This window comes from Corallococcus sp. RDP092CA (assembly GCF_041903675.1).
In the GTDB taxonomy this organism is placed as follows: domain Bacteria; phylum Myxococcota; class Myxococcia; order Myxococcales; family Myxococcaceae; genus Corallococcus.
Genome location: NZ_JAYESI010000008.1, coordinates 120,928 through 135,964, shown reverse-complemented (window position 1 = coordinate 135,964; position 15,037 = coordinate 120,928). Strand labels below are relative to the sequence as shown.

Here is a 15,037-nt window from a genome sequence, read left to right as displayed (position 1 = left end):
CTAGAGTAGGGAGGTTTCCCTCCGTTGGAAACTGATCCCAGGCCGAAAATTCGGCCCTGGGCGCCTTTTGCTGATCTTCCGCTGGGTTGCACCCGCGATCCAGCCCCAGCGGATCAGCGCGGAGGGAAAATTTCCAACCCCGGGCGCACTTTTTCAGTGCCGCGCGCCCACGCAGGGCCTCGCCGCCTTCGCCAGGTGGACGCGCCCGAGCGCCGGGGGCGTCAGCGCGTTGCCGTGCGCGCGACCGTGGGCGACGAGCACCTCGCGCAGGTCCTTCCCCTGCAACAGGCTGATACGTTCCCGTGGCAGCGTGGACGTCAGCGGCCCCACCCCGTCGCCGCCGCGCAGGAGGAAGTCCGGCACCGCGACCCGGTACGTCGCCTTCGCATCGAGCGGCTTGCCGCCCGGCAGCGTCACGCCCCGGAGACGCTCCGGGCCCGGGCACGCGCCCAGCGTCACCTCCACCCCGGACACCGCGAAGACGCCCTTGCGGCCGCCGTAGGCCAGCGCGAGGAAGCGGCGCAGCTCGTCCGCGCCCAGGTCCATCACCGCGAGCGAGTTGTCGAAGGGCAGGATTTCGTAGAGCTTCCCGAAGGTGAGCGGCCCCTGCGGCAGGTCCGCGCGGATGCCGCCCGCGTTCATCACCGCCACGTCGGCGCGGGCCTCCTCCCGCATCGCGTCCGCGATGAGGTTGCCCAGCGCGCTCTCGCCCTCGTAGACCTGGGGCATGCGGGCCTGGCTCCGCACGCCCACCGGGCGGCGCTGCTCCTCCTCCACGCGCGCCTCCGCGGGGGCCACCAGCGCCTCCACGCGGGCGTCCGGCGTCACCGGCTGGCCCAGGAACGTGGCGGGCACCATCCGCACGTCCTTCGCGTCCCGCAGCTTCAGCGGGTCGCACGTCTTCAGCGTGGCGTCCACGGCGCCGCACACCGGGATGGCGGCCTGGATGCGCGTGCGCTCGGGCAGCACGCGGTGGGTCGAGGGGTCCACGTAGAGGTCCACCACGCCGAACGAGCGCGCCATGCCCGTCGTCTCGATGACCGGCACGTCGCCGAAGAAGTGCCCCATGACCTGGTGCGTGTGGCCCGCCACCACCGCGTCCACCGCGCCCTCCGGCAGCGCGTCCAGCACCGCGTAGATTTCGCCGTCGTCCTTCACGCACCCGGACGTGTCGCGCGGGTTCGCCAGGTCCGCGCACTTGCCGCCCGCGTGCGCGACGGCCACCACCACCTCCGCGCCCTGCTCTCGCAGCGACCTCGCGGCCTCCTTCGCGGCGTCGGCCAGGGACTCGAACTTCAGGCTCGCGACGTTCACGGGGTGGGTCGTCTGCGGCGTCTGGAGCGTGGACAGGCCCAGGAGGCCCACCTTCACGCCCTTCACGGTGACGACCGTGGTGCCGTCATTGCCCAGCCACGCCGGGTGGCGGCCGTCCTGCTCGCGCACGTTGGCGGACAGGAAGGGGAACTTCGCTTGCGCCACGCGGGCCTTGAGCGCGCCCAGCGGGTCCTCGTCCGGACGCGTGGCCACGGGCCCCGGGCCCACCGGCCCGTAGTCGAACTCGTGGTTGCCGATGGCGACCGCCGTGTAGCCCAGCAGGTTGTACACGTCGACGACGATGGCGCCCTCGACCAGGTTGGACGCCAGCGTCCCCTGGAACAGGTCGCCGCCGTCCAGCAGCAGCACCCCGCCGGGGTTGTCCTCGCGCAGCCGCGCCACGTAGGACGCGAAGAGGGCCGCGCCCCCCTCCTCCACCTGCTGCCCGTCCGGCAGCGTGGCGCGGTGGGGCATCACCCAGCCGTGGAAGTCGTTGGTGCCCACCAGCGTGAGCCGCACGGGCTCGGCCGGGGCGGGCGCGGAAGGCGGGGGGGCGGCGGGGGCGGGCGTCGGGGTGCCCTTGCAGGCGCTGGCGAGCACCGCGAGCGCCAGGGCGGTGGAACGAAAGGTGCGCATGTGGCGCGCACTTCATCCCGCCCCCCCGTCGCTTTCAACCCGCTTCGAGCGTCAGCCACCCCGTCTCAGCGCTTGCGCTGGCGGCCCAGGAGCGACAGCGCCAGCAGGCCGAGCGTCGCCATGGCCGGCACCGACGCGCTGGTGCACCCACAGCCGCTGTCGTCGTCCGTGCTCCCACCCCCGCTCGGGTTGCCGTCGCCTGGCTGGACGATGACGCCGCCACCACCGTCACGGACCGTGCCGCCGTCCTGGGTGCCGGCATCCGCCTCCTCCTGCGCGATGAGGAGCGGCGGCGTGAACGCCCGGGCCACGTTGCCCCAGGAGGTGAGCTTCAGGTTGTCGCCCAACGTGCTGCTGCTGACGCCGTCATGCGCGACGAAGAGCCCTTCAGGGAAGGCCTTGCCCAGCGCGCCCGAGTACGCCACCAGCCCGCGCGACTGCTCCACCGCGTCCGTGCCGCCGTCCTGCACCACCTCGAACGCGCCCACCCGGCCCAGCGTGCGCCGGTCGAAGACGACGAAGGTGTTCGCGGTCGGATCCGACGCGATGAGGTAGCCGTCCACGCCGGAGGCCTCGTACAGCGCGATGCGCCCCACGGACGACAGGCCGCCATCCCCCAGGCCCACCACCTGCGTGCCGGTGATGCCGGCGTCCGCGTTCACGTCGTAGCGGTAGAGCCCCTGCCCCTGCTGCGCCACGTAGAGCACGCGGTACGCCGGGTCCACCACCAGGCCCTGCACGGTCCCGGCAGGGATGTCCCGCACCGGGGTCGCCGTGACGCCGCCGTCGGTGGGCGTCAGCACGAACTGCCGCAAGCCCCCGGCCGCCAGTCCTCCGAAGGCCTGGATGGCCCCGTCCGCCGCGCGGGCCAGCCGCACCGTCCCGTAGCTCACACCCACGTCCAGCGGGGCCGCCGTGGGCGACAGGCGCACGAGCCCGCCGCCGTCCGCCCCGGGCTCCATCACGTAGGGCACGAGCCCCGTGAGCGTGGAGTTGGCGCTGAGCACCAGCGCCGCGGACGCGCCGCCCGCCAGCGGGAAGCCGCCGAGCACGTCCACGCTCGCGGCGGTGCCCTCGGTGATGCCCTGCAATTCCCCACCGTCCAGCGCATAGGTGAACAGGCCGTTGTTCAGGTCCGCCGTGATGAGTCGGCTCGCGCCCGGGTCGACCGGGTTCACCCAGAGGGCCACGTCGTTCACCGTGCCACCGCCGGAGCGCGCCCCGGGCTGGGTCTGCGAGGTGTAGGGCACCTCGACTGGAGCGGGGGTCTGCGCGCCCGCCGCCGTGCTCACGAGCACGGCCGTCAACGCTGAGAGGGAGAGGTTGCGCATGGGCGGCTCCTGGGCAGGTCGCTCCCTACCTAGGCACGGGCCCGCTTTCGTTCAAGTTCCCTGAAACCCTGGAACGGTTGGCAGACGGCGAAAGCCTCGGGTACAACGACCACCGTCTTCCAGCCAACAGACAAGGGCCATGGCCAAGCGCGCACTCATTACGGGCATCACGGGGCAGGACGGCAGCTATCTGGCGGAGCTGCTCCTCAAGAAGGGCTACGAGGTGCACGGCATGGTGCGCCGCTCCTCCGAGGAGAAGTTCGAGCGCATCGCGCACCTGCAGGGCAAGGTGACGCTGCACCAGGGCGACCTGCTGGATCAGTTCTCGCTGGCGGCGCTCTTGAACCTCACCCAGCCGGACGAGGTCTACAACCTGGCGGCGCAGTCCTTCGTGCCCACCAGCTGGAACCAGCCGGTCCTCACGGGTGAGTTCACCGCGCTGGGCGTGACGAAGATGCTGGAGGCCATCCGGCACACCCGCCCGCAGGTGCGCTTCTACCAGGCGTCCTCCAGCGAGATGTTCGGCAAGGTGCTGGAGGTGCCGCAGACGGAGGACACGCCCTTCTACCCGCGCAGCCCGTACGGCGTGGCGAAGGCGTACGGCCACCACATCACGGTGAACTACCGCGAGTCCTTCAAGCTCTTCGCGGTGAGCGGCATCCTCTTCAACCACGAGTCGCCCCGCCGCGGCCTGGAGTTCGTCACGCGCAAGGTCACGTACAACGTGGCGCGCATCAAGCTGGGCCTCCAGGAGACGCTGCCCATGGGCAACCTGGACGCCAAGCGCGACTGGGGCTTCGCGGGCGACTACGTGGACGCCATGTGGCGCATGCTCCAGCAGGACACGCCGGAGGACTTCGTCGTCGCCACCAACGAGACGCACACCGTGCGGGAGCTGGTGGAGATCGCCTTCGCGCGCGTGGGCCTGGACTGGCAGAAGCACGTGAAGATCGACCCCGCGTTCGTGCGCCCCGCGGAGGTGGACCTGCTCATCGGCAAGTACGACAAGGCCAAGGAGAAGCTCGGCTGGGAGCCCACGGTGCGCTTCAAGCAGTTGGTGGAGATGATGGTCGACGCCGACCTGGAGCGCGTGAAGGCGGGACAGCGGTAAGATGCGCGTCCTCGTCACGGGAGCGGATGGATTCGTTGGCCGGCATGCGTGCGCTGCCCTCCGGGCGGCCGGCGACGAGGTGGTGGAGGTGCACGGGCCCCGCGGCGAGGGCATCAGCAGCACCGCCCTGCATTTCGACATCGCCGACGAGGCGAGGGTCAAGGCGGCGGTCGCCGAGGTGAAGCCGGAGGCCGTGCTGCACCTGGCCGGCTTCAGCTCGGTGGCCAAGAGCCACCAGAACCCCGCGCGCGTCTTCGCGGTGAACACCATGGGCGTGGTGCACCTGCTCACCGCGCTGCGCGAGAGCGCCCCCAGGGCGCGCGTGCTGCTGGTGGGCTCCGGCGAGGTGTACGGCCCCGTCGCCGAGGGCACCCGCGCGCGGGAGGACCACCCGCACGTGCCGCTCAGCCCCTACGCCGCGTCGAAGTCCGCGGGGGAGCTGGCCGGCGAGCAGTTCTTCCGCAGCTACGGCATGGAGATCATCCTCGCCCGGCCCTTCAACCACCTGGGCGCGGGGCAGGACCCCACCTTCGTGGTGCCGTCGTTCGCGGCGCAGATCCGCGCCATCGCGCTGGGCACGGTGGACCCCGTGCTGCGCACCGGCAACCTGGACGCCATCCGGGACTTCTCCCACGTGAAGGACGTGGTGGACGCGTACCGGCTGCTGCTCCTCCAGGGCGAGGCGGGCCAGGCCTACAACGTGGGCAGCGGCGAGGGCCGCACCATCCGCAGCCTGCTGGAGGAGATGCTCCAATTGTCCGGCGTGCAGGCGAGCATCGAGCTGGACCCCGCGCGGCTGCGCCCCTCCGACATCCCCAGCCTCGTGGCGGACACGACGAAGCTGCGCGCGCTGGGCTGGGCCCCGAAGCTCACCGTCGCGGACGCGCTGCGCGACGTGCTGGGCCCCAGGGTGGGCTCGCAGCACTGAAGCACCGCTGGCGCGCGCCTTACGCGGGGCGCGCCAGCGACTGCCACGCCTCCAGGCGCCGGTCCAACGCGGTGAGGGCCCACAGGTCCGCCGCGTTGCCCGGCGTCACGGCGGCCAGGTCCCGCTGGACGTACTCGCGGGCCTGCACCTCGCCCCACTCGGACAGGATGCGCAGGGCCATCAGCGACGGCTTGCGCGCCACCAGTCGCAAGAGCACGTCCGTCACCCGCGGGCTTCGCTCCGCGTCCGCCAGCCGCTGCACGGCTTCGTGACGGGCCTCCGGCGTGGAGTCCTCCGACTCCAGGGGCGCGGCCAGCTCCGCGAAGCGCGCCTCGTCCAGGAGCGCCGCGGGGCGCCGGCTCTCCCAGTGCTCCACGGTGATGGTGGTGCGGCCCCGGGCCACGCACTCGCGGCGGATGCCGTCGTTCTTGAGCACGTCCAGCACCCGCTCCGGCGCGGGCGTGCCCCCCTCCACCGTGCGCAGCGCGCGCTGGGCCAGCATGGGGGACTGCCCCAGCAGGTGCGTGCGCAGCACCGTGGCCTCCACGTTCCGCTCCCCGCCCGCCGGCACCCGGTCCCACTTGAGGAACACCTCCGCCAGGCCGCGCTCGCGCACGTACCAGCGGTACTCCAGCCACACCGCCCCGCCCCGCTCCGCGAAGCGCGGATCCGAGGGCTCGTGCAGGCGCGGGGCGCCCTCCCGCGTGCCGGTGAAAGAGCGGTCCAACAGCTTCTGGGCTTCGTGAAGTCGCATGGCAAACGCAAAGCAAACCACTAATTCGGACCTCGAATTCGAACCCTTCTCGCCTTCACAACAATCGCAACGAAAGCCACCGCCAGTTCGACCCCCTCATCTCCCGCCGACAGCTCTAAAACAAATCGGCCAATCAGCTCCGGATCGAAGTTGGACCCAACAACTCGATTAAATGCCTCATCAATCGAAACCCGTCGTCCACCCATCCTCTCTTCTCGAAGCCGCACACCAGAACGTTGGTATTGTCCCTTTTCCCCACCCTGCCCCGAGTGAGATTCACCAAAAAGTGCGCGTTGTTCCCCAGGCCCACTCATGTCCTTTTGCCTTGAAGTGCTCTTCACAGCAGACCTTGGAAACATTCCCGCGCCAAGTTCAAGCAGCACCATTCGATGTCTCACCAAGACAGTCTGGCCAAACGACAAACCAAGCCACCGGTATTCAGCGTCACCGTGGGCATCGGCCGAGACAGCAGACTCCCCAAGGAATCTCGCTTCTCCCAGTCCAGCTAGCACAGTCCGACCTGCAGCCACCCCAACCGCATCTATTTGTGCTCTAGGAGGGCTCCATCTGAGAAGGTCGGGATAGGCAAACGTCGAAGTAACCTCTCCTCTCGCTATAGAGGCAAGTCGATCCGCCTCCGCAGAAATATACGACCGATCCATGACATCCGAAGGCGGTGAACCTTCACTCACAGCCCCCAAAAGCGCGCCGGCCATCGTCGCAATTGTATCAGTATCGCTACCGAGGCAATTGGCAGCCTCAACCATGCCCCCTTGAGGATCATCTCTATACAGCCACGCAAGATACCCAGCAAGCAGAGCTGTTTTGGTTCCAGAGCCTCGGACGTTAGCATCGGTCCCACGCAAACTCAGGACAGCCTCTCGATACGCATCGCTAGAGCCCGCCCTTGCCAACCTCGTCAGAATCTCCCAGTCCGCAACAACTTCCTCAACACAGCGCCCAATCTCTCGCTCAAAACTGGCGCCGGTCGCATGCTCCCACATATCCAACCACACTTCACCAAACGTCGCATCAGCCTTGAATATCTCCACAACACTCGGAAGCCAATCAATCACCTCCCTGAGCGCAGACATATCCAAATGCAACCCCCTCAACATAACAAGCCGCAAAGACAAGGCATGAAACACAGCACCCAAAATACCACGCGGATGTCCATGCGTCACAACGGCATTTCGACACACATCAGCCAGCAAATCATGCACATCTCGCCCACCAGAACTCGCCCAGACATGAGGCTGAATTCTCATAGCCGCGCCGTTCCCCCCTCCGTCCACATATCTCGAACTTCCCGAGGAGAAAAAATTTGTACTCCATGTAACCTCGGTCCGCCCCAACGCACTCGCAGCAGCCCTAGAGCCTTTTCCAGCCCCAAGTGCATAACTCAACCAAACTGGCAACTCCACCTTCGCGAACGCCTCAACATCAAAACCACCATCCCCTTGAATGGCACGCGACGTCGCCAACCTCAACTGCGTATCATCGGAATAACAACCAGCAGGCAACTCAATCTCGGGCCCAAACCTCCCGCCTACGCGGCGTCGCCAAGGCAGCAACTCAACCACACGTCCAACACCTACATGACGCTCAAGCACTTCACTCTTTTTAACAAATTCCGTAATAAAGCCAAGCGCATCACCATAAGCAGCCCAAAGCGCCGAATTCCTAACACTATCCGCACTCACACTGCCTCCCAAGCCAACAGCTTACGAAAATTTCTCAGGACGAACCACGCAAGATACGCCCGAAACGCCTAGCGCAAAAAACTGCCCGCATACGACATCTTCATGTTCCGGCGTGGCAACATAAACAGTTCGCAAAAACCCAACTGACAAAGCCTTCGGGTAAAGAGCCTCAGCTTGAAAACATGTCGGCTGGTTCAATGGCGTCATAAAAGAGCGACGGGCGACTCGCTCCAAGTACTGCGGGACCTCTTCTTTGAAGAGTGCATTCAGTCCTACCTCACCAGACGCCCGAGCGACTCCCGAGTACATGTTATTTGTCGTAGCAAACAAAACTCCAGAATGCGAAAGAACGACAGGATCAAACGCAAGCACACACCACCACAAATTCGAATCGCGATGCCAACGACCTGAAGAGACATCAAAAAGACTTGAATTTATTCGACTAATAGAGAGATTTACGTACCCAAACCATGGAGCATCATATCGCCTCTGACAGTTCGGCGTATACACGTATTCCAAATATTTCTCACTCGGTAACTCTCTCCTGGACTTCACATGTCCAGACGCCAAAATACCAACCATCCCTTTATTGGTCGTGAAATGGAGAACCTCCTCAATCCCCCTTTCGATCACCACACTCGCAACGCTCACACATCTACCCCCACGTAAGTATCTACATTAAAATACTCAACCAACGAAGAGGCCTCTGTCGGCTTAAATCCAACCACAAGAGACTTCTTTGCTCTTCCCACAGCCATCGCCAAGAGCCGCCGTAGGTTCTCAAGTTGCGAATCACCTACCTCTTCCCCATGAGGAGTCGTCTCCGCATTAAGGCCGAGAATAAACACATGGTCGAACTCAAGCCCCTTCACCGAATGCATAGTACTCAGGGCAATATTCTCAGGTCCCTCTGGCCAATCATCAGCCCTCGCCAGTTCGACAAAATGCAAGCGGGCGCGCCTCAATTGTTCGCGGAGGTAATCAAACCACCGCCCTCCCTTGGCATGCAAAAACACAACCGATTCGCCTTGAAGATCAATGCTTCGCCTAATCAAGTCAATACAGTACTTCACTTGGCCGGCAAATCCTCCGCTCAAGACTATTGGCAAATCCCCCTCGCGCTCGCACTCAGAAAATTCAGGCAACGCTCCATCATCTCCCACATCCACCCCTTCAACAACCTGCCTAGCAAACGCAGCAATCTGTTTCGTATTTCTATAGTTGTTATTCAGCTTCTGATTATTTCCCGACTGAACTGCAATTCCAACTTCGGACCACGAAAAGAACCTCGGGTAGATCCGCTGCGCAGCATCCAGCAGAAATGTCACCGAGTGATCTTCCGCAAGGAAATTTGTAACGGCGCGCACCTGATTCGCAGAAAAATCCTGAGCCTCATCAACAATCGCAATATCATACTCTGGACTAGGCTCCTGCTCAGCCAACGCTACCGCGAAATCATTCCAGTCAAATCCATTCAGTCGCGTTTTCCACTGCACATAAGGATTGACAACTTCCGCTAAAATACGAGCCCGAAGCCCTCTGTCCACTCTTGGCGCCCTGCCTCGCCCTTCCCTTCGTGTCGAAAGATACTCATTAATCCCCGCTGGCAAAAACCGCCCCAAAATGTAATCCACTTCATCTACCAAGAGATCTGAATCAAGCCCAAGGCCAGATCCCAGCCTCAAAAGCTCATTGCGTCGGAAGTCTTCATCAATCACCGATGAGCCAAAAATCCTATCCTTAGCCCACTTCCCGAATGTGCTAATTTCGATTTCAGCATTACTGCCTGCTGGGACTTGCTGTCTAACCAACTCCGAAACGTAGCCCCGCAGCGTTCTATTATATGTCAGCACGAGCACTCGAACTGGCTCAGCAATTCCAAGCCGAGCATTTCGCCTGATCCAGAATCCAACAAGGAACTTAAGACGCAGGAGGGCAGTAGTCGTCTTACCACTACCGGCTGCCCCTCTAATTACCGCCACGCCTGGCCTATGGTCCTGAATTAGCTTCAATTGCTCTGCGGTAGGCGTGACACTCTTTAAAACTTTCATACTCCCCCAATCGTGTTCACCTTCAGCTCTGCTAAACTAGCGTAGTCAGAATATCAGTTACTAGAACTTGAAGCTGGCGGACTGGTCCGGCACGCCGTTGAAGTCCAGGTGGAGCGTGGCGTGGTCGCCGTGGCCCTTCTCGCTCCACTCCTGCTTCAGCGTGGACAGGTCGAACGCCAAGTCCTTGTAGACCAGGGCCTTGCACCGGTCGTTGTTCGCGTCGTGCATCAGGGTGAGCTCCGCGCGCGGCTGGCCCTCCGCCGTCTGGGTGAAGCGCCCGTCCCAGGCGAGCCCGTAGCGGTGCTCCTTGCAGCCGCCGCCGTGGCGGACGTGGAGCGTCAGCACGTTGCCCTTCACGCGCTGCGATTCAATGAAGAGCGGGTCGCGGGGCGCGGGCGTCTCCGTGACTTCCAGGGGCATGACGATGGGGGCCTCCGGGCTCTCCGCCTCCGCCGCAGGCGAGCGCGACGGCTTCCCCGGAGGCGTCACGGGGGTGGGCGGCGCCTCCTGCTCGGAAGTCGGGGCCGGCTCCTGGGCCTCGTCCTTGCGCGCGGCGTTCGAGCCCGCGCACCCGAGCAGCATTCCGCAGACGATTCCACTCCACACGAGCTGTCGCATGTTCCTCCAGGGGCCCTTCCCGGGCCGGTTGAGTGCCTACCGGTGGCGCAGCGCCGCATCGTAGGCGGCCCGCGTCCCTTCCGCGGCGCGGGCCCAGGTGAACCTCGCGGCCTGACGCTGGCCTGCCTCCGACAGCGCCCGCCGCTCCTCCGGCGAACGCAGGAGCCGGTCGATGACCGCGGCCAGCCCCTCCGCGTCGTCCGGGTCCACCGCGGGCGCGGCACCACCGCACACCTCCGGCAGCGAGCCCGCCGTGGACACCACCGTGGGCGTGCCCAGGCGCATGGCCTCCAGGGGCGGCAGGCCGAAGCCCTCGTAGCGCGAGGGGAAGACGAACAGCGCCGCGCGGCGCATCAGCGCGTAGAAGATGGCGGGGGCCTGGTAGCCCAGGGGCCGGATGTCCAGCCCCTCCGAGCGCAGGCGCGCGATGCGCGTCTCCACCTTCCCGGAGCCGAACCAGCTCTGCCCCGCGAGCACGAGCGTGAAGGGCCGGCCGCGCGCCCTGAGCCGCTCCTGCGCGTCCAGCACCAGCTCCACGTTCTTGCGCACATCGAGCGAGCCCGCGTACAGCACGTAGTCCTTCGGCAGGTTCAGCGCGTGGAGGAAGTCCTCGCCGGCCGCGTCCAGCGCCGGCGCGCTCACGTGGTCCACGCCGTTGTGCACCACCACGGTGCGCGGCTCCACCTGGGGGAAGCGGCGCACCAGGTCCTGGCGCGTGCGTTCGCTGATGCACACCAGCCGGTCCGCGAGCATCAGGCTGCGCGCGAGCCACAGCCGGAACTGCCACCGGTACGGCGCGGAGACGGTGTGCGGCAGATCCAGCGGCACCAGGTCGTGCACGGTGAGCACGTAGGCGGTGCCCGGCGTGCGCCGCAGCGGCAGGTTGAAGTTGCAGAGCGCGTGGTAGACGGGCGGCGGCGACGCCTTGAGCAGCCGCGGCAGCGTGGCCAGCGTCCACGGCGTCCGCTTCTGAACGCCTCGCGGGTGCTCGCCGGACTTGCGCGCGCCCATGCGGACCAGGCGGACGCCCTGGGCCTCGAGCGCGTCCGCGAGGCAGCGGGTGTAGAGGCCGATGCCGGTGGTGGGCTCGTCCCACAGGGTGGCGTCGAAGGCGATGGGTCCGGGGGTCGACACGGGCCGCCTCATACCATGCCCGTGTGGTACACACGGCCCCCCATGGCGGTCCATCAGCTGATCCCAAGCTTCGGCCCCGGCGACGCCTCCGGCCAGGCCGCGCTGCACCTGCAACTCCTCCTGCGCCGCATGGGGCACGTGGGCGACATCTACGCGGAAGAGGTCGCCCAGGGTCTTCAGGGGCTGGCCCGTCACGTCTTCACGCTGAAGCCCCGGCCGGACGACCTGGTGCTGTACCACCACGGCATCGCGTCCCCGCTGAGCGGGCGGCTGATGCACCTGGACTGCAAGCGCGGCGTGGTGTTCCACAACATCAGCCCCGCGCGCTTCTACCGGGGCACCCCGCTGGAGCACGCGCTGGTGGCGGGCCGCGCGCAGGTGGCCGCGCTGGCGCCCTTCCTGGATGTCTCCATCGGGGACTCGGACTTCAACGGCGAGGAGCTGAAGGTCGCGGGCCACCGCAACGTGCACACGGTGCAGCTCTTCATCGAGAAGGAGCGCTTCGCCGCGTCCGTGGCGGACACGAAGCAGCTCGCGAAGCTCGCCGGGCCCGGCCCCACGCTGGTGTCGGTGAGCCGGGTGATGCCGCACAAGCGCTTCGAGGACCTGCTCTCATTGCACCGGGAGCTCCTGAGAATCCGCCCCCAGGCCCGGCTGCTCATCGTCGGCGGCTACGAGCCGGGCAGCCGCTACTTCAAGCAGCTCGAGCGCGAGATGAAGGACCTCACGGGGGTGCACTTCCTGGGGCGCCTGACGCATCCGCAGCTGGTGGCCGTGTACCGCTCCGCGTCCGTGTTCGTCTCCATGAGCGAGCACGAGGGCTTCAGCGTACCCATCATCGAGGCCATGGCCTCCGAGGTCCCGGTGCTCGCGTACGCGGCGGCGGCGGTGCCGGAGACGCTGGGCGGGGCGGGCATCGCGTTCGACCAGAAGCGCTACGCGTTCCTCGCGGAGCTGGTGGTGGACCTGACCGAGGACCGCGACCTGCGCAAGGCGGTGCTCGGCGGACAGGCGCGCAGGCTCCAGCACTTCTCCCCCGCCGCCGCGCAGGTGTCGCTCACCCGCGCGCTCCAGGGCGTGGTGGCGCCGCCGCGCCGTCCGCGCAAGGCCCCCGCGAAGCGGCCGCGCGTGGCGTTGGTGGTGCAGCGCTACGGCGAGGTGACGGGCGGCGCGGAGAGCCACGCCGCGCAGGTGGCGGAGCGCCTGGCGCCGCACTGGGACCTCACGGTGGTGACGACCTGCGCGAAGAACCACCAGACGTGGGAGAACACCTTCCCGCCCGGCGAGGAGCGGGTGGGCCGGGTGAAGGTGCTGCGCTTCCCGGTGACCCGCCGGCGCAACATCCACGCGTTCAACGGCCTGTCGCGCAAGCTGTTCGGCCATGGCAACGAGCGGCTGCGCGAGGAGCAGTGGGTGGCCGAGCAGGGCCCGCTGAGCCCCGGGCTCCTGGAGCACCTGGCCACCACGCAGGACGCGTACGACGGCTACCTGTTCTTCACGTACCTCTACGCGCCCACGGCGTGGGGGGTGCCGCTGGTGGCGGACCGCGCGATGCTGGTGCCCACCGCGCACGACGAGCCGCCCATCCGCTTCGGCGTCTACGGGGACGTGTTCAACCGGCCCCGGGTGCTGATGTGCAACACGCCGGAGGAGGTGGAGATGATCGGGCGCTTCCACCCGGCCCATGCGCGGGCGCGCGTGGTGGGCGTGGGCGTGGACGCGCTGCCAGCGGTGCCGGACCGCTTCCGGGCGAAGTACGGCGTGCACGGCCGCTACCTGCTCTACGTGGGCCGGCTGGAGCCGGGCAAGGGCGTGCCGGAGCTCTTGAAGTTCCACCGCAAGCTGCGGACGCGCTACCAGGACGCGCCGGAGCTGGTGCTCGCGGGCGAGGCGCACATGGACGTGAGCGGCGACGGCGTGCGGCACGTGGGGCGCATTTCTGAACAGGACAAGCACGACGCGCTGGCGGGAGCCCTGGCGGTGGTGGTGCCGTCGAAGTTCGAGAGCCTCTCGCTGCTGACGCTGGAGGCGTTCGCGCAGGGGACGCCGGTGCTGGTGAACGGGAAGTCGGACGTGCTGGTGGGACAGGTGGAGCGCAGTGGCGCGGGCCGGGTGTACCGGGGGCTGGCGTCGTTCATCGAAGGGCTGCGCGAAGTGGGTGAAGCCCGGGACGCGATGGGCCAGCGGGCCCGCATCTACGCGCAGCGGCACACGTGGCCCCAGGTGGTCGCGATGTACCGGGAGGAGATGGCGCGCATCGTGGAGGAGACACACCGATGAAGCTGCTCGGACGGGACATTCCCACGGGGGCCCTGATGGCCCGCATCGAGGAGCGGCTGCGCGTGCGCGGGCTGCCCACGTCGGAGCCGGCGGAGGTGCCAGAGGACGGCGTCGAGCCGCGCGTGGATCCGCTGACGTTCAACATGCACGCGCTGGAGGAGAACGCGGACACGACGCGGGCCCTGCCGCTACACACGCACCGCGCGGGCATGGGGCAGGCGGTGCTCCTGGCCAAGTGGGCGTTCCGCAAGACGTGCCAGGTGCTGATCAACGAAACCCTGGGGCGGCAGCGCGTGTTCAACGGCCTGGTGCGGGACTCGTACGCCCAGCTCTCCGCGGAGGTCCTCCGGCTGCGCCGGGAGGTGGACACGCTGAGGGCCCAGGCCGCGAAGGCACCACCGCCGGAAGCCCCCAGGCCGCCGAGGCCGCCCCCGGCCATCAGCCACGGCCGGCCCGCGTCCCACCTGCCTGACGACGAGGAAGAAGGCCTGCCCCCCAGGGAGAGGGCCCTCCCCGCCATCGAGTTCGGACGTCCGCCGAAGTCGGCGGGGACTGAGCAAGGCCGGCCACCGAAGCCCCCGCGCGAGGAGCAGCGACGTCCGCTGAAGCCGGCCAATGCTGGGCAAGGCCGACCACCGAAGCCGCCGCACGAGGAGCAGCGACGTCCGCTGAAGCCGGCCAATGCCGGGCAAGGCCAGCCACCGAAGCCCTCACATGGCGCGCACGGCCGTCCGCCCAAGCCGCCACCGGACATCGCCTACGGCCGTCCATCGGAGCCGCGGAGTGAGGAGCAGGTCCGCCCCCCGAAGCCGCCGCCTGCATCCATGCCTTCGGCGCCCCTCACCGAGACCGCGGAGCAAGGCCGTCCGCCAGCGCCCCAGAGCACCGACCTCGGCGCGTCCCCCAAGCCAGCGACGAAGGACGAACGCCAGCGCCCGGCGAAACCCACCCACGCCAAGAACGCGCGGGCCGCGAAGTCCCCTCGCGAGCAACTGCCTCGGTCGGAAGGCGCATCCCGCCCCAACGCCCGCGCCCCACGCGGCGCACGCTCGAAGCGCGGCGGACCGAAGAAGGGCTGAGCGTTCGGGCACGATGCCCCCGGGCGGCAACGCTCGTCCCAAGGGCCTCCGCCGCGCGGCGGCCCGGGTCGCGGGCGCCGCGCACGAACACGCAGCAC

At 67.1% G+C, this 15,037-nt stretch carries 12 protein-coding genes; 4 read left to right on the top strand and 8 right to left on the bottom strand.

Features of this window, described 5'->3' with window-relative positions; genetic code table 11:
* Positions 1-153: 153 nt before the first annotated feature.
* Positions 154-1,950 carry a bifunctional UDP-sugar hydrolase/5'-nucleotidase gene (locus U8525_RS11815; protein ID WP_374264859.1) on the bottom strand — a complete coding sequence of 599 codons (1,797 nt, stop codon included), beginning with the start codon at positions 1,948-1,950 and terminating at the stop codon, positions 154-156.
* A 65-nt stretch (positions 1,951-2,015) separates the two neighbouring features.
* The gene (locus U8525_RS11810; RefSeq protein ID WP_374264857.1) at positions 2,016-3,281 is read right to left on the bottom strand and encodes a myxosortase-dependent phytase-like phosphatase; all 1,266 of its coding nucleotides are present in this window, start codon (positions 3,279-3,281) and stop codon (positions 2,016-2,018) included.
* A gap of 139 nt (positions 3,282-3,420) precedes the next feature.
* On the opposite strand from U8525_RS11810, the gene gmd reads away from it, so the two are divergent.
* Both gmd and U8525_RS11800 read left to right on the top strand, forming a co-directional pair.
* Complete coding sequence (gene gmd / locus U8525_RS11805; protein ID WP_374264855.1) at positions 3,421-4,392, top strand: GDP-mannose 4,6-dehydratase; 972 nt, start codon at positions 3,421-3,423, stop codon at positions 4,390-4,392.
* A 1-nt stretch (position 4,393) separates the two neighbouring features.
* On the top strand, positions 4,394-5,320 hold the full coding sequence (locus tag U8525_RS11800; RefSeq protein ID WP_374264853.1) for a GDP-mannose 4,6-dehydratase: 927 nt from the start codon (positions 4,394-4,396) through the stop codon (positions 5,318-5,320).
* 19 nt (positions 5,321-5,339) lie between these two features.
* Here the strand turns inward: U8525_RS11800 and U8525_RS11795 are convergent, their stop codons facing one another.
* From U8525_RS11795 to U8525_RS11770, 6 genes are all read right to left on the bottom strand, one after another.
* A complete protein-coding gene (locus U8525_RS11795) occupies positions 5,340-6,074 on the bottom strand; it encodes a hypothetical protein (protein WP_374264851.1) in 735 nt (244 codons plus the stop codon).
* Between the two features lie 20 nt (positions 6,075-6,094).
* Positions 6,095-7,777: an ADP-ribosylglycohydrolase family protein gene (locus U8525_RS11790; RefSeq protein ID WP_374264849.1), complete on the bottom strand. Its 1,683-nt coding sequence runs from the start codon at positions 7,775-7,777 to the stop codon at positions 6,095-6,097.
* A gap of 21 nt (positions 7,778-7,798) precedes the next feature.
* A complete protein-coding gene (locus tag U8525_RS11785) occupies positions 7,799-8,410 on the bottom strand; it encodes a DarT ssDNA thymidine ADP-ribosyltransferase family protein (protein WP_374265044.1) in 612 nt (203 codons plus the stop codon).
* Positions 8,411-8,424: 14 nt separating this feature from the next.
* Positions 8,425-9,495 (bottom strand): 3'-5' exonuclease, encoded by a 1,071-nt coding sequence (locus tag U8525_RS11780; protein WP_374264847.1) that lies wholly within the window; start codon positions 9,493-9,495, stop codon positions 8,425-8,427.
* A gap of 393 nt (positions 9,496-9,888) precedes the next feature.
* Entirely contained in the window at positions 9,889-10,446 is a 558-nt protein-coding gene (locus U8525_RS11775) for a NigD-like C-terminal domain-containing protein (RefSeq protein ID WP_374264845.1), read from the bottom strand.
* Between the two features lie 36 nt (positions 10,447-10,482).
* Positions 10,483-11,592 (bottom strand): glycosyltransferase family 4 protein, encoded by a 1,110-nt coding sequence (locus U8525_RS11770; RefSeq protein ID WP_374264843.1) that lies wholly within the window; start codon positions 11,590-11,592, stop codon positions 10,483-10,485.
* Between the two features lie 30 nt (positions 11,593-11,622).
* Between U8525_RS11770 and U8525_RS11765 the strand changes: the two genes are divergently transcribed.
* Positions 11,623-13,860 carry a glycosyltransferase family 4 protein gene (locus U8525_RS11765; protein ID WP_374264841.1) on the top strand — a complete coding sequence of 746 codons (2,238 nt, stop codon included), beginning with the start codon at positions 11,623-11,625 and terminating at the stop codon, positions 13,858-13,860.
* Positions 13,857-14,939 (top strand): hypothetical protein, encoded by a 1,083-nt coding sequence (locus tag U8525_RS11760; protein ID WP_374264839.1) that lies wholly within the window; start codon positions 13,857-13,859, stop codon positions 14,937-14,939. Before U8525_RS11765 ends, U8525_RS11760 begins: the two co-directional genes overlap by 4 nt.
* The last annotated feature ends 98 nt before the right edge of the window (positions 14,940-15,037 follow it).

Coding starts and splice junctions, on each gene's coding strand:
- U8525_RS11815 (WP_374264859.1), bottom strand. CDS start 1,950: ATGCGCACCTTTCGTTCCACCGCCCTGGCGCTCGCGGTGCTCGCCAGC.
- U8525_RS11810 (WP_374264857.1), bottom strand. CDS start 3,281: ATGCGCAACCTCTCCCTCTCAGCGTTGACGGCCGTGCTCGTGAGCACG.
- gmd (WP_374264855.1), top strand. CDS start 3,421: ATGGCCAAGCGCGCACTCATTACGGGCATCACGGGGCAGGACGGCAGC.
- U8525_RS11800 (WP_374264853.1), top strand. CDS start 4,394: ATGCGCGTCCTCGTCACGGGAGCGGATGGATTCGTTGGCCGGCATGCG.
- U8525_RS11795 (WP_374264851.1), bottom strand. CDS start 6,074: ATGCGACTTCACGAAGCCCAGAAGCTGTTGGACCGCTCTTTCACCGGC.
- U8525_RS11775 (WP_374264845.1), bottom strand. CDS start 10,446: ATGCGACAGCTCGTGTGGAGTGGAATCGTCTGCGGAATGCTGCTCGGG.
- U8525_RS11770 (WP_374264843.1), bottom strand. CDS start 11,592: ATGAGGCGGCCCGTGTCGACCCCCGGACCCATCGCCTTCGACGCCACC.
- U8525_RS11765 (WP_374264841.1), top strand. CDS start 11,623: ATGGCGGTCCATCAGCTGATCCCAAGCTTCGGCCCCGGCGACGCCTCC.
- U8525_RS11760 (WP_374264839.1), top strand. CDS start 13,857: ATGAAGCTGCTCGGACGGGACATTCCCACGGGGGCCCTGATGGCCCGC.